Origin of the sequence: Methylobacillus arboreus, from assembly GCF_020532725.1 — a bacterium.
In the GTDB taxonomy this organism is placed as follows: domain Bacteria; phylum Pseudomonadota; class Gammaproteobacteria; order Burkholderiales; family Methylophilaceae; genus Methylobacillus; species Methylobacillus arboreus.
The window spans coordinates 400508-414342 of the sequence record NZ_JAJAVC010000006.1 but is presented as its reverse complement, the minus strand read 5'-3'; the positions used below and the strand labels follow the sequence as shown (position 1 = coordinate 414342).

The 13835-nt window shown below is 52.7% G+C and carries 14 protein-coding genes; 9 read left to right on the top strand and 5 right to left on the bottom strand.

Translation table 11 applies throughout. The features are described from left to right. The first annotated feature begins 2 nt into the window (after positions 1–2). From pilQ to LG198_RS07965, 9 genes are all read left to right on the top strand, one after another. A complete protein-coding gene (gene pilQ, locus LG198_RS08005; RefSeq protein WP_230342650.1) occupies positions 3–2177 on the top strand; it encodes a type IV pilus secretin PilQ in 2175 nt (724 codons plus the stop codon). Between the two features lie 78 nt (positions 2178–2255). After that, on the top strand, positions 2256–2768 hold the full coding sequence (gene aroK / locus LG198_RS08000; RefSeq protein WP_230342649.1) for a shikimate kinase AroK: 513 nt from the start codon (positions 2256–2258) through the stop codon (positions 2766–2768). Positions 2769–2772: 4 nt separating this feature from the next. Next, the gene (gene aroB, locus LG198_RS07995; RefSeq protein WP_230342648.1) at positions 2773–3852 is read left to right on the top strand and encodes a 3-dehydroquinate synthase; all 1080 of its coding nucleotides are present in this window, start codon (positions 2773–2775) and stop codon (positions 3850–3852) included. Beyond that, positions 3849–4967 (top strand): deoxyguanosinetriphosphate triphosphohydrolase, encoded by a 1119-nt coding sequence (locus LG198_RS07990; RefSeq protein ID WP_230342647.1) that lies wholly within the window; start codon positions 3849–3851, stop codon positions 4965–4967. The genes aroB and LG198_RS07990 overlap by 4 nt, the downstream gene beginning before the upstream one ends. A 254-nt stretch (positions 4968–5221) precedes the next feature. Continuing rightward, on the top strand, positions 5222–6418 hold the full coding sequence (locus LG198_RS07985; RefSeq protein ID WP_230342646.1) for a porin: 1197 nt from the start codon (positions 5222–5224) through the stop codon (positions 6416–6418). A gap of 179 nt (positions 6419–6597) precedes the next feature. Then, positions 6598–6888: a nucleotidyltransferase family protein gene (locus tag LG198_RS07980; RefSeq protein WP_230342645.1), complete on the top strand. Its 291-nt coding sequence runs from the start codon at positions 6598–6600 to the stop codon at positions 6886–6888. Further along, positions 6885–7235 (top strand): HepT-like ribonuclease domain-containing protein, encoded by a 351-nt coding sequence (locus tag LG198_RS07975; protein ID WP_230342644.1) that lies wholly within the window; start codon positions 6885–6887, stop codon positions 7233–7235. The genes LG198_RS07980 and LG198_RS07975 overlap by 4 nt, the downstream gene beginning before the upstream one ends. A 294-nt stretch (positions 7236–7529) precedes the next feature. Then, on the top strand, positions 7530–7835 hold the full coding sequence (locus LG198_RS07970) for a helix-turn-helix domain-containing protein (RefSeq protein ID WP_230342643.1): 306 nt from the start codon (positions 7530–7532) through the stop codon (positions 7833–7835). Further along, entirely contained in the window at positions 7832–9166 is a 1335-nt protein-coding gene (locus tag LG198_RS07965) for a HipA domain-containing protein (RefSeq protein WP_230342642.1), read from the top strand. The genes LG198_RS07970 and LG198_RS07965 overlap by 4 nt, the downstream gene beginning before the upstream one ends. Before the next feature lie 170 nt (positions 9167–9336). Here LG198_RS07965 and LG198_RS07960 read toward each other — a convergent pair whose 3' ends face one another. From LG198_RS07960 to LG198_RS07940, 5 genes are all read right to left on the bottom strand, one after another. Next, on the bottom strand, positions 9337–10077 hold the full coding sequence (locus LG198_RS07960; RefSeq protein WP_230342641.1) for a nucleotidyl transferase AbiEii/AbiGii toxin family protein: 741 nt from the start codon (positions 10075–10077) through the stop codon (positions 9337–9339). Continuing rightward, positions 10070–10540 (bottom strand): helix-turn-helix transcriptional regulator, encoded by a 471-nt coding sequence (locus LG198_RS07955; protein WP_230342640.1) that lies wholly within the window; start codon positions 10538–10540, stop codon positions 10070–10072. Before LG198_RS07955 ends, LG198_RS07960 begins: the two co-directional genes overlap by 8 nt. A 55-nt stretch (positions 10541–10595) precedes the next feature. Next, a complete protein-coding gene (gene ntrC, locus LG198_RS07950; RefSeq protein WP_230342639.1) occupies positions 10596–11984 on the bottom strand; it encodes a nitrogen regulation protein NR(I) in 1389 nt (462 codons plus the stop codon). Between the two features lie 49 nt (positions 11985–12033). Then, positions 12034–13131, bottom strand: coding sequence for a nitrogen regulation protein NR(II) (gene glnL / locus LG198_RS07945; protein WP_230342638.1), 1098 nt, complete (start codon positions 13129–13131; stop codon positions 12034–12036). Positions 13132–13329: 198 nt separating this feature from the next. After that, positions 13330–13809, bottom strand: coding sequence for a DUF4124 domain-containing protein (locus LG198_RS07940; RefSeq protein ID WP_230342637.1), 480 nt, complete (start codon positions 13807–13809; stop codon positions 13330–13332). Between the last annotated feature and the right edge of the window lie 26 nt (positions 13810–13835).

Genomic DNA, 13835 nt, shown 5'->3' with positions numbered 1-13835 from the left:
ACATGAATATTATAAAATGGGCTGCTGGGCTGGTTCTTCTGCTGACCGTATCAGGTGTGCAGGCTGCCGAAGAGCAAGATGAATTCGCCAACAAGATTGAAAAAATCGACTTTGTGACGATGTCTGGCGGCCGGGTGGCAATACAGGTGCAAACCACCACGCCTTTGGCAAATCCCCCCGCTGGTTTTACCCTTAACAACCCCTCGCGTATTGCATTGGACTTTCCTGCCGTAGGCAATGGCCTGGGCAAAAACAGTGTGCAGGCGGGGCAGGGCGTGCTTAAAGCGGTCAATCTGGCCCAGGCAAGGGATCGTACCCGCGTTGTGTTGAATCTTGCCAAGATGGTGGCTTACAACACCACTACCCAGGGGCGCGAAACCACGATTGTCCTGCAGGCAGCCGACGTGGGTGCTAATGCAAGTGCCAATGTTGTTTCACGGTTTGCCGAGGCCAAGGCCGGTGAGAAGTTCCACACGCTCAATAACATTGATTTCATGCGCGGCAAGAACGGCGAAGGCCGCATCATTGTAGACTTGTCCGATCCCTCTGCCGGTATCGATATCCGCCAGCAGGGCAAGACCGTAGTGGTGGACTTCATCAATACCGAGCTGCCCCAGAATCTGCAGCGCCGCCTCAATGTGATCAATTTCAATACGCCGGTGCTGTATGTCGATGCCATCAAGCAGGGCAACAACAGCCGCCTGGTGATTGAGCCCAAGGGTTTGTGGGAGCAGTCGGCTTATCAGGCAGACAAGCGCTTTATCATTGATATCCGCCCGGTGGTCGAAGACCCCAACAAGCTGGTACAGGGTTCCAGGCCAGGTTATTCGGGTGAAAAGCTGTCGCTCAATTTCCAGAACATCGATGTCCGCTCGGTGTTGCAGGTGATTGCCGACTTTACCGGCCTCAATATCGTCACCAGTGATACCGTGACCGGCAACCTGACGCTGAGACTCAAGGATGTGCCGTGGGATCAGGCGCTGGACATCATCATGTCAAGCAAGGGGTTGACCCAGCGCAAGACCGGTAACGTGATCTGGGTTGCGCCATCCGATGAAGTGGCAGCCAAGGAAAAGCTCTTGCTGGAAGCCAGCCAGCAGATTGAAGAGCTGGAGCCGATGCGTACCGAGGTGTTCACCTTGCGCTATCAAAAGGCCGAGAATTTCAAGAACATCATCAGCGACAGCAAGCAAAAGATTCTTTCCAAGCGAGGCAGCGCTGTCGTGGATGCGCGCACCAATACCGTATTCGTGCAGGATACCCCCAAGCACCTGGAAGAAATCCAGAGCATCATCAACAAGATCGACATTGCTGTGAAGCAGGTGATGATTGAATCGCGCCTGGTGATTGCAGACGAGAAATTCGGCCGCAGCCTCGGTGCCCGTTTTGGTGTACAGAAGCAGCAAGCCAGCGGCGATACCCGTTATGGTTCCAGCGGCACTTTAGGCAATACCATTACCCAGCGCACCATAGACCCAACAACCGGCGTGATTACTGAAACCATCGCCAACCGTGTCGGTTCTTCCACGCTGGCAACAACCTCGATTCCTGGTACGGTTGGGGTGGGCGTGAGTGCGGATGGTGCCCAGGATCTGAACGTGAACCTGCCGGTTGCCAATGCATTCGGTAACTTTGCCTTCAGCTTGTTCCGCCTGCCGGCAGGTTTCCTGCTCAATCTGGAATTGTCCGCCCTGGAGACTGACCAGCGCGGCAAGATTGTTTCCAGTCCGCGTGTGACGACAGCCAACCAGCAAAAGGCCATCATCGAGCAAGGTACGCAGATTCCGTTCCAACAGGCTACCAGCAGTGGCGCTACGGCTGTGCAGTTCAAGAACGCGTCACTTAGCCTGGAGGTAACACCGCAAATCACGCCGGATGAGAAAATCATCATGGACCTGGAAGTGAAGAAGGACAGAGTAGGTCAGGTCTTTGCCAATGTGCCATCAATCGACACGCAGCGTGTGCAAACCCAGGTACTGGTCGCCAATGGTGAAACAGCGGTGCTCGGTGGTATTTATGAGCAAACCGAGCGTAATGATGTGGACAAGGTGCCATTCTTCGGCGACCTGCCGTTTATCGGCAATGTATTCAAGCGTCGCGTCAAGCAGAGCGACAAGACTGAGCTTCTAATCTTCATCACTCCCAAGGTCATGGATGAGAGTCTCTCGTTGCGCTAGGCGAACTGTCTTTCGTCATATCTGACAGCTAAGCCAGATTCCCTTAAAATGCTCGCTTGCGTATGGCGGGCATTTTTTATGGCAGCAAATATTTTCTTTGTAGGCTTGATGGGGGCGGGGAAAACCACCGTAGGCCGTATTATTGCCAAGCACCTCAACAAAACCTTTTACGATAGCGACCATGAGATAGAGCGGCGGACCGGCGTCAGTATTCCCGTGATCTTTGAACTGGAAAAAGAGGATGGTTTCCGCAGGCGCGAGGCAACAGTTATAGAAGAGTTGAGCCAGATGCAGGATATTGTGCTGGCGACAGGGGGAGGCGCTGTACTGTTGCCCGAGAACCGCAGGCAACTGAAGGAAAATGGCACGGTGATCTACCTGCGCGCCAATGTGCATGAACTCTGGCAGCGTACCCGTAACGACAAGAACCGCCCATTGCTGCAAAATGACAACCCGCGCAAAAAGCTGGAGCAATTGTTCGCACAGCGCGATCCCTTGTATCGGGAAATCGCCTCTATTATTGTAGATACCGGCGGGCAGCCGGTAAGCGCCATCGTGCATCAGATCGAACAGAAACTGGAATCTTTATAACACCATGCAGACATTACACGTAAACTTGGGCGAGCGCTCTTATCCTATTCATATCGGCCGTGGATTGCTGACCCAGCCAGAATTGATTCTGCAGCACCTCAAGCGCAAGCAGGTGGCAATTGTGACCAATACGACAGTTGCGCCGCTGTATCTGGAAAAACTCGCTCAGCCGCTACGCGATGCCGGGGTGAAGGTCATCCTGATCGTGCTGCCAGATGGCGAGGCCTATAAAAATGCCGCGACGCTGAATTTGATCTACGATGCCCTGCTTGAAAACCGTTGCGAGCGCAGCACCACCGTCATTGCCCTGGGCGGCGGCGTCATTGGCGACCTGGCTGGGTATGCGGCAGCGACTTATCTGCGTGGCGTGCCTTTCATCCAGGTGCCGACTACATTGCTTTCCCAGGTGGATTCATCCGTAGGCGGCAAGACCGGCATCAACCACCCGCTCGGCAAGAACATGATAGGCGCGTTTTACCAGCCGCAAGTCGTGCTGGCGGATATCGATACGCTGTCCACATTGCCCGAGCGTGAGCTGTCGGCAGGCCTTGCCGAAGTGATCAAATACGGCCTGATCCGTGACGAGAAGTTTTTTGTCTGGCAGGAAGCCAATATGCAAAAGCTGCTCGCGCTGGATACCGAGGTCATGAGTTATGCCATTTACCGCTCCTGCGAGAACAAGGCGGAAGTGGTGGCCGCGGATGAGCGCGAAGCCGGCGAGCGTGCCTTGCTCAACCTGGGGCACACCTTTGGGCATGCCATAGAAAATGCGATGGGGTATGGCGTCTGGCTGCATGGCGAGGCAGTGGCGGCCGGCACCATATTGGCGGCTGATCTTTCACACCGCTTGGGCTGGCTGAATGATGCAGACATCAGCCGCATCGTGGCTATCTTCAAGGAGGCCAGGCTGCCTGTGGAAGCGCCCGCACTAGGGGTGGAGCGTTACCTTGACCTGATGGGGCTGGATAAAAAGGTCGTGGATGGCCAGATCCGCCTGGTCTTGCAGCAAGGGATAGGAAAATCGCTGGTGACCAGTGACTATGATGCCGGCCTGCTGAAAGAAACCCTGGCCATTGCTGCATGACCGGGCTCGCGCCCTATGCGGCCAACCCGGCCCTGACGCGTGGCCGTTTGCATGAGGAGGCCGCTCCCGCCACGCGCAACCATTTTCAGCGCGACCGTGACCGTATCATCCACTCCGGCGCCTTCCGCCGTCTCGAATACAAAACCCAGGTTTTCATCAACCATGAAGGCGACCTGTTCCGCACCCGGCTGACGCACAGCCTGGAAGTGGCCCAGATCGGCCGTGCGATTGCGCGCAACCTCAATCTGCATGAAGACCTGATTGAGGCCGTGGCGCTTGCACACGATCTTGGCCATACGCCATTCGGCCATGCCGGGCAGGATCAACTCAATGAATGCATGCGCGAGTACGGCGGTTTTGAACACAACCTGCAATCCCTGCGCGTGGTGGACCACCTCGAGCATCGTTATGCCGAGTTCGATGGCCTCAACCTGACATTCGAAGTGCGTGAAGGCATTCTCAAGCATTGCTCATTGCCCAACGCCAGATTGCTGGGCGAAGTCGGCGAGCGTTTCCTCAACAAGCAACAGCCTTCGCTGGAAGCCCAGGTAGCCAACTTTGCTGATGAAATTGCCTATAACAACCATGATGTCGATGATGGCCTGCGCTCCGGCTTGATCACCATAGAACAGCTTGCCGAGGTGCAAATGTTTGCCGAGCAGTTTGCGCTGGTAAAGGAACAATATCCTGCCTTGGCTGGCCGCCGCCTGATTCATGAAATCGTGCGCCGCATGATCCACATCCTGGTGACAGATCTATGCGAGCAAAGCCGCCGCAACATTGCCGAACATGCGCCGAAAACACTGGATGATATCCGCACCCTGCCGCCGCTGATTGGCTTCAGCCCGGTGATTGACCAGCAGCAACTTGAGCTCAAGCGCTTTCTGCGCACCAACCTTTACCGGCACTACCAGGTCAATCGCATGACTTCCAAGGCCAGGCGGATTATTGCCGAGCTGTTCAATGCATTCCTGGCGGACCCCGGCCTGTTGCCTGACGATTACCAAACTTCAAACCGTGATGAGCAGCCGCGTGTGATTGCCGATTACATTGCCGGCATGACAGACCGTTATGCCATCCGCGAACACCAGCGCCTGTTCTCCATATCTGAGTGAAAACTTTAGCATTCGCGGCTAAATATTTAAAAACAGAATCATTTTCTGTAAAAACCGTGGTTGAACCTCAATCTGTTGCGTAATTGCAACACAAAGCCCAACTCAGCATCAAAAAACCACAAGATTGCTTGCAGCCCTTGAAGCGCCTTTGGCATACTGCCCATAACTTCTTGCATTAAAGAAGTCCGCGAAATACCTTTGTAGCGATGGATACACGTTGCACAAGGGATAACTAAACGCATTAGGAGATATACATGAACAAGAAACTAGGCTTGGCAGTTGCCGGCGCTGTAATGGCGTTTGGCGCTTCCGCTGCAAACGCAGGTATCATCATCCCAGCAGGTGACTGGACCATCGACATCGGTGGTAACGTTAATACTTACTACACTAACACCCGTTACTCTGGAGATGCTTTTTCTGGCGTAGCTAGAAAAAACCAAGTTTCCACAGGTCTGTTGCCTTCCGCTATCGGTATCGGTGGTAAGACTCGTCAGAACGATCTGGACATCGCATTCCAGTTCACATTCTTCGTTGGTGCCAATGCTGACAGCGGTTTCGGAACTACAGGTTCTGCTAACCCGAATTTCCAAAGTCGTGCCGGTGATGGTAACTCTATCAACATTCGTCAAGCTTACCTGACTTTCGGTGACGCTTCCTGGGGTACTATCAAGGCTGGTCGTGACCTCGGCCTGTTCGGTTCCGATGCTATCCTCTCCGACATGACCCTGTTGGGCGTGGGTGTTGGCGCCGGCGGTCCTGGTAACTCCACACTGGGCCGTATCGGTTCCGGTTATGTATACGCTGACTGGATCGGCCAAATTCAATACGCATCCCCTAACTGGAACGGTTTCAGCTTCGCTGTAGCCGCTCGTGAAGGTTTGCGTAATGATGGTGTTCTTGCTGGTACTGCTCTTGCTGATGACAAGACAGAACTTGGCTTCGATGGTAAGGTAAGTTACGAGTGGGCTGGTGATGTTTCCGGTAAAGTTTGGGCTGGTTACATTACTCAGAAGCACAATAACACAACAACAGGTGACTACCGCTCAAGTGGTTATGACCTGGGTGGTAAGATTAACGTAGCTGACTTCGGTCTGGTAGGTTACTACTACAATGGTCGTGGTCTGGACACTCAGACCGGCGGTCAACTGGGCGGTCTGCAATTCCTGGGTGGCAACAAGTCTGATGACAAGGGTGGTTATGTTCAAGCAACATACAAGCTGCCTACAGTTGGTACCAAGCTGGGTGTTTCCTACGGTATTAGCAAGTCTGAAGCTCGTGCTAATGTTTATGACATTGATAACAAGTCTTGGATCGTTGGTGCTTATCATCCTCTGACCAAGAGCTTGAACCTGGTTGCTGAATATGCACAGCAAAAGGTTGAGAATGATGTTGTAGGCGGCTTGGATGGCAAGGCCAAGACCATCAGCTTGGGCGCGATTCTGTTCTTCTAGGATTAAATCGAAAGATTTAGCTTAAAAGCACAATCGTAAAAACGGCACCTTCGGGTGCCGTTTTTTATTGTGTGGAAAGTTTAATCGCTTGGCAATTCCACTGCTTTTTGTCACACTTGGCGAATAAAGTTCGGAGTTGGATGACGAGCCAATCTGCCGCAGCAATGGAGACACTAGTCATGAAGCCTTCTGAAATTCTCAATTCACATCGTGAAGCGATCCGTCTGGCTGTTAAGCTGAATCGGGCAAAGAACCCCCGAGTTTTTGGTTCAGTTGCCCATAGTAAGGATGCGGATGGCAGTGATATTGATCTGCTGGTTGATGTATTGCCTGAAACAACATTATTCGATCTGGGAGGCCTGCAAGAGGAGTTGGAATCTTTGCTTGGTATCCATGTTGACCTTCTGACTCCGGCAGATATTCCTGCCAAATTCCGGGAAAAGGTGCTTGCAGAAGCGCAGCCAGTATGAACGAAAACCGCTTGCCGGATTATCTTGAACATATTTATCGGGCGGCAGTAGATGCCTGCAATTTTGTGGATGGATTAGATAAGAATGATTTTCTGGCGGATAAGCGAACTCAGCAGGCTGTGATCATGAGTTTTGTCATTATTGGTGAAGCTGCGGCAAAAGTGATGGATAGTTATGCCGAGTTTGTTGAGCAACACCCGGAAGTGCCTTGGCGCAATATGCGTGGGATGCGTAACCGGATTGCTCATGGCTATTTTGATATTAATCTGGATGTGGTGTGGCAAACTGTTCAACGTAATATCCCAGATCTGACGAAGCAGATTGGCCTGCTTAAGGAAAATATTTAACTTGTTGAGCGTATATCTTGCTAAAGCTCAAAGCGTAAAACGGCACCTTTGGGTGCCGTTTTTTTATTGCTTGTCATCTTCGCAAATCTTGTCACCTTGCTTCCGCAGCGTCATGCCGACTTTGAGCCGGGATCATCTTGAAGGATAAAAAGAGATAAAATATATTATATAGAATATATTTTATTGATTTCTCGCTAAAGTATTTAAAAGTATATTTGATCGAATATATTTGGTTGATGAATTTCGTATTCATATTAAAATATATACGATCAAATATATTTTTGGTGAATATTGATGAAACTCCAGATAACGACAATGGCGGAACTTGGTGAGGTGATTCGGGCTACGCGCAAGGCCAATCACATTCGGCTCGATGATATGGCCGGTATGGCCGGGGTCGGTCCTGTATTTGTAGGTGACGTCGAGTACGGTAAGGAAACCGTCCAAATGGGACGTGTGCTGCAGCTCTTGCGGGAGCTAGGCCTCAAGCTCACGGTCGATGTGCCCTTATCTACCGAGCCGTATCTGCAGAAAATCCGTCAACAAGGTGGCCTGGTTCGCCCGAGCAAGCGTAAAACTCAGCGGAGCATTAAGGAATGAGGCGCTCCCTGCTTGCTTATATCAATGGGGCTCACGTCGGCACCTTGAGCGCTGAAGGTAATATCTGGCGGTTTGAGTACACTCAGGCCTGGGCCGACGACGACGACGGGTATGACCTGTCCCCGTCGCTGCCACGCTCCAATGCCGCGGGCCAGCCTATGCTGCATATTGACGGTAGTTCCACCCGGCCAGTGCAATGGTATTTCGATAATCTGCTGCCTGAAGAGGCATTGCGCATCGCATTGGCTAGTCAGGCTGAAGTGGAGGAGGGCGATGCGTTTGGCCTGTTGGCCTACTATGGTCGAGAATCTGCGGGCTCGCTGACGCTGCTGCGCGAAGGCGAGGAGCCGGTTGCAGCCAGCATGCGGCCGCTCCCATTGGAAGAGTTATCCGCCCGCATCAAGGCGATGCCGAAGGTTCCGCTGAACACCGATTCACCGAAACACATGTCATTGGCTGGTGCGCAGCACAAACTAGCGGTGATCTACAAGGATGGTGAGCTTTTTGAGCCGGATGGTCCGACCGCGTCAACCCACATTCTCAAACCGCAGCACCCAGAAAAAGATTCGTACCCATCCAGCGTCGTCAATGAATACTTGACCATGCGCGTCGCACGCGAAGTGGGTTTAAATCCCCCGCCAGTGCGTCGTCTATTTTGTCCGGAACCGGTTTACCTGATTGAACGGTTTGACCGGATGCCGAACGCTGATGATGGTGTTGACCGGTTGCACGTTATTGACGGCTGCCAACTGCTCAACATTGACCGCGTGTTCAAATACTCAGCCGCGAGCGTCGAGACGCTGGCACAGTTGGTTGCCTTCCTTCATGTGCCGGCAGCTGGCCGACAATGGTTTTTTGACTGGCTGGTATTCAATATCCTGATGGGTAACGGCGATAACCATCTCAAGAACATTTCATTCATGGTTTCCCACAACGGGATTGTCATTTCACCCTGCTACGACCTGTTGTGTACTGCCGCTTATGATACGAAAGCGGTTGACCGTGATTTTGGGGAATGGTCGCAAACAAAGTTCGCTCTCACTCTGGGCCCTGAAGTGAGGTGTTTCTCCGATATCACCCGTGATGCCGTCATTGCTGCCGGTATTACTCTGGGCTTGGGCCGCATGGCAGCGAAGCGCAGACTAGACCACCTTATCCGGAAAGTGCCGCTGGCGGTCAACAAGGTTCGCAGGGAAATACTTGACGAGAATGCGCAGCAAACCGAAGAAGCTCAATGGGGGCTAGAGAAAGACTCGCGCATGCTGGGGATTATTGAGCACACCATCGTGAGCACGATGATCAAACAGCTTCAGGAAGTGCCTGTATCCTGATGTCGGTTGCATTTGAAACCTAGAATTAATATCTCCAAATGCTATCCCGGCCCGGAGCCGGGGTCTTGTGGGGCGGAATTACGAGTGTCGGGATCAAGCCTGGTGTGACAGAAGAGCATGCGAGGTGCTCATCACCACGGCTGGTATGATTTCTTGTGAAAGAACCACTGCTATTTTGATATTGACCTGAAGATTTCTCTGGCTACATCAATTTCGTATTGATTAACGCGGTCGTGCATGAATGCATAAATCTCTTCCATCTTGATATCAAGGTGAATGGAATTGAATCCTTCGTCATCTGAATCAATAGGCGCTGTACCCAGAAGGACATCTTTGACAAACTCAATACTGTAGGAGGCATCTGCTGCAAGGCCGGCATCAAAGATATCTCTTACTGTTTTGCCATAATCCCGCAGTAGTATCATCAGGTCGTAAAGGTCTCTGGATCGTATGCGTTTTGAAATCAGCCAAGCCTTCATTTCAAAAATGGAATTTAACTCCATGATCTGAAAGCTGATTTCCGGGATCTGATGGCGGCCTGGTTTTGCAAAATACTGGTAGGGAGCATCATTTCTTGCAAAGAAGGTGACTTTCACTCCGTTGATCGAGTAATCCCGGGATAGTGATAGCAGGTCCTGATTGTTGATCTTGGCTTGGGTGATTCTCCAGGCTGGTGTGGCCAACTGAATATGATGTCCATCGCTTCTTAAATTCTCGACGATGGCATCAATACGTGCACTCGACATCTGCTCTGCAGGGAGCCAGAAATCCAGGTCTTCACTCAGGCGGTGTCCGATCTGCAGGGACAGCGCAGTGCCGCCGATCAGGTTGAAGCCGGACATCAGTGGTTGTCTGGTCAATGCTTTAAAAACTTCAGCAGTTCGAGGCGGTACAAACTCCAGATTAAGCATGGCTCAAAGCTGCATGCAAATTATCAAGCATGCGGTTGATGTTGGCTGCAGCATGAGGGATATTGCTGATGACGGTTTTGGCTCTGTCGGATATCGCATCTATTCCGTACTCTGCGGTTATCCGGGCAATATCCTCATAAATTCCTCTTTCCAGCACACGATCAATCAATAATTCATCTGGCAGGCTAGGGTTGCTCCAATCGTAAGGAAAAGACAAGGCCAATTTTTCAGATTTGCTTTCTGATACTTTCAGGCTTGGCTCTTTTGCTTTGGGTTGAAGAGCATCTGTAGTGCGAATAATCGCTGAAAGCCGATTGAAGCCAATTTCTTTGATAGTGCCTTTCTCAAGCGCATTAATGGTTGCCCGCGATACACCGGAGCGGGCCGCAAGTTCAGCTTGGCTTAACCCGCTTTTAATTCGGCGGCGCCTGATTTTGGATCCTATTTCCAACATGTTGATCATGAATAATATTTTTACATATTTTGGACTTTAGTCAAATATATTCTACATTATAATTTTACTCGTCTATCCCCAATTCCTGAATCTTGCGTGTCAGCGTGTTGCGGCCCATACCAAGTTGGTTGGCGGCTTCTATGCGGCGGCCGCCTGTGTGTTGCAGGGCCTTGGTGATCAGGATGCGCTCGAATTGCTGGGTGCGGCTATCCAGGATTTCGTGTTCGCCGCGATTGAGGGCATCCGCGATTTCTGAGGCCAGGGCATGCTGCCAGGAGGTAGCGCCGGCGGGTTTTGTGGCGTCTTCCTTGAGTTCTGGCGGCAGGTCGGCCACGTCGATATTCTGGCCGGGCGCCATGACGGTAAGCCAGTGGCAGACATTTTCAAGCTGGCGTACGTTGCCGCTCCAGCTCAATGTGCCGAGGTAACGCAGGGCAGCGGACGAGGGTTGTTTGGCTTCCACGCCGAGCTCGCGCGCGCTGTGCTGCAGAAAATGCCTGACCAGCAGGGGAATATCCTCGCGCCTTTCGCGCAAGGGCGGCAAGCGCAGGCGGATGACGTTGAGGCGGTGGAACAAGTCTTCACGGAACAGGCCTAGTTTGACTCTCTCTTCCAAGTCCTGGTGGGTGGCGGCAATGATGCGGACATTGACTTTGACTGGTTGGTGGCCGCCCACGCGGTAGAACTGGCCATCGCACAATACACGCAATAGCCGCGTTTGCAGGTCGGAGGGCATGTCGCCTATTTCATCGAGAAACAGGGTGCCGCCATCGGCTTGCTCGAAGCGTCCGCGCCGGGCAGCCTGGGCGCCGGTAAACGCTCCGCGTTCATGGCCGAATAATTCGGATTCCAGCAAGTCTTTGGGGATGGCGGCAGTGTTGATGGCAATGAAGGGCTTGTCCACGCGCGGGCTATGGCGGTGTAGTGCGCTGGCAACAAGCTCCTTGCCGGTACCGGATTCTCCGTTGATGAGCACGGTGGAATGTGAGCGGCTCAAACGGCCTATGGCGCGGAAAACTTCCTGCATGGCAGGTGCCTGGCCAATGATTTCCGGCGTTTCTTCCTGGATGACTACTTCTGTTGCCTGGCGCATGCTTTCTTCTACTGCGCGGCGGATGATCTCGATGGCCTGGTCTACGTCGAAAGGCTTGGCCAGGTACTCGAATGCCCCGCCCTGAAAAGCTGCCACTGCGCTTTCGAGGTCGGAATAGGCGGTCATGATGATGACGGGGATGTCGGGATGCTGTTGTTTCACTTCATGCAGGAAATCCAGGCCAGAGCCATTTGGCATGCGGATATCGCTGACGATGACCTGGGGCTCTTCCCGGGTGAGGGCATTCAGCGCTTCTGGCACCGATGCAAAAGTCTTGAAATCCATATCGGTACGGGCCAGGGCTTTTTCAAACACCCAGCGGATGGATTTGTCGTCGTCTATGATCCAGATCGGTTTCATGATGGTTACCTGTGAATAGTCCGTTTTTTATTTAAGAGTTTCTTAATGCTTATTGTCTTGGAATGTAAGCCTGCATTGCCGTACTTTCGATGGGGAGCAGGATGGTAAAGCTGGTATGGCCCGGTTCGCTCTCACATTCGATCATACCGTGGTGCTGGGTAATAAAGGTTTGTGCGAGTGTCAGACCCAGTCCTGTGCCACCTTCCCGGCCCGAAACCAGTGGGTAGAAGATGCGCTCACGGACCTCTGCTGGGATGCCAGGGCCGTTATCGATGATTTGCAGCTTGATGGCGACCCGGTAGCGTTTCTTGGCTAGCGTGACTTGGCGTGCCGCACGCGTACGCAGGATGATTTCCGGTGCTTTTGTGCCGGGGTGGTTCTGCATGGCCTGCACTGCATTGCGCGCGATATTCAACACAGCCTGAATCAGCTTCTCGCGATCACCGATAATTTCGGGCAGGCTGGTATCGTAATCACGGCGGATATTAATACTGCGAGGCGATTCAGCCAGCAGCAGGCTGCGTACCCGCTCCAGCACTTCATGGATATTGGTGGGTTCGTACTTGGGGACACGGTGTGGCACCAGCAGCCTGTCCATGAGCAATTGCAGGCGGTCGGCTTCCTTGATAATCACCTGGGTATATTCCCGCAGGCTGACCTGGGGCAATTCGTGCTCCAGCAATTGCGCCGCGCCGCGGAGCCCGCCAAGCGGGTTGCGAATTTCATGGGCCAGGTTGCGCAAGAGTTCTGCATTGGCTTGTTGCTGGATCAGCATGCGCTCTTCGCGAGCAATACGCAGTTGCTGGTCCATATGCTGGAATTCCAGTACCAGGCAAGCCGGAGCCAGCTCAACCGGCGTTACTGTGCACGTGACGGCAAATGACTGCTGGCGTAGTGTCGTGATCGGGAACTCGTGCTCGCGGAATGGGCTGTGATGCTTGATGGCATGTTCCATCGCCAGGTCCAGGATGTCACAGCCGGGAAATACCTGGGACACGGGCAACCCGGCGATTTGCTTTGCGCTGATTGCAAACAGGACTTCGGCGCCGGGATTGGCATAGACGACGTGACGTTGTTGGTCGAGCAGGATAATTGCAGTCGACAGGTGTTCGAGGCCTGCAAAAGATGGGGGGATTTTATGTTCCATGGCTTAGGTTAAGCAAAAGCCAGGCCAATTAGGGAGCATTTGCCACAGCGACGCGAAGGGCCGGAGCCGGTCTTGCCCGGTGCTGCGTTATTCGTCGTTCATTTGGAATAACCAAACCTCTCTCCTTATGCCTTGCTTCGCACAAAAACTGGTACCGGCGCGGCCACGAACCATACGTCACAAGACCCTGGACACCGCTTATTTAAACGCCTCCAACTCTTTTTGTAGAAGCTGCACATTCCTTTCGTGCGCATCTACATCAGCCTGCAAGCGCTGCATTTTTTCCTCGAATTTCACAACATTGCGAAAGGTCTTGCCGCCCGCGCCACGGTATACCTCTGGTTTGGATTCGCCTTCAGTATAGGCTTTCCTGGCTTCCTCCAATGCGGCTTTTTCAGCTTCCAGTTCTTCCTGCAGGATTTGCCTGCGCTGGTCATCGCGCTTTTTCTGGGTCTGGGTATCAACACGTGGAAAGTTGCTGGGCGTGGCCTGGGGCTTGGGTTTTGCGGTGGCAGGTGGCGGTGGGTCTAATTCCAGCTTGGTAGCCCCTTTGCTGGGGACATTGGAGTAGGTGACATGGCCGTTTTCATCAACACTTTTATAGATTTCCGCCTGGACGCTGGTACAGGTCGCCACGCATGCCAGCCAGGCAAAAAAAGACAGGCATATTCTCTTCATGTGATTCAGTTTAGAGCAGAAGGCGG

Coding starts and splice junctions, on each gene's coding strand:
- LG198_RS07960 (WP_230342641.1), bottom strand. CDS start 10,077: ATGCTTAATCTGGAGTTTGTACCGCCTCGAACTGCTGAAGTTTTTAAA.
- LG198_RS07955 (WP_230342640.1), bottom strand. CDS start 10,540: ATGATCAACATGTTGGAAATAGGATCCAAAATCAGGCGCCGCCGAATT.
- LG198_RS07985 (WP_230342646.1), top strand. CDS start 5,222: ATGAACAAGAAACTAGGCTTGGCAGTTGCCGGCGCTGTAATGGCGTTT.
- LG198_RS07965 (WP_230342642.1), top strand. CDS start 7,832: ATGAGGCGCTCCCTGCTTGCTTATATCAATGGGGCTCACGTCGGCACC.
- pilQ (WP_230342650.1), top strand. CDS start 3: ATGAATATTATAAAATGGGCTGCTGGGCTGGTTCTTCTGCTGACCGTA.
- LG198_RS07990 (WP_230342647.1), top strand. CDS start 3,849: ATGACCGGGCTCGCGCCCTATGCGGCCAACCCGGCCCTGACGCGTGGC.
- LG198_RS07940 (WP_230342637.1), bottom strand. CDS start 13,809: ATGAAGAGAATATGCCTGTCTTTTTTTGCCTGGCTGGCATGCGTGGCG.
- aroK (WP_230342649.1), top strand. CDS start 2,256: ATGGCAGCAAATATTTTCTTTGTAGGCTTGATGGGGGCGGGGAAAACC.
- LG198_RS07975 (WP_230342644.1), top strand. CDS start 6,885: ATGAACGAAAACCGCTTGCCGGATTATCTTGAACATATTTATCGGGCG.
- ntrC (WP_230342639.1), bottom strand. CDS start 11,984: ATGAAACCGATCTGGATCATAGACGACGACAAATCCATCCGCTGGGTG.
- glnL (WP_230342638.1), bottom strand. CDS start 13,131: ATGGAACATAAAATCCCCCCATCTTTTGCAGGCCTCGAACACCTGTCG.
- LG198_RS07970 (WP_230342643.1), top strand. CDS start 7,530: ATGAAACTCCAGATAACGACAATGGCGGAACTTGGTGAGGTGATTCGG.
- aroB (WP_230342648.1), top strand. CDS start 2,773: ATGCAGACATTACACGTAAACTTGGGCGAGCGCTCTTATCCTATTCAT.
- LG198_RS07980 (WP_230342645.1), top strand. CDS start 6,598: ATGAAGCCTTCTGAAATTCTCAATTCACATCGTGAAGCGATCCGTCTG.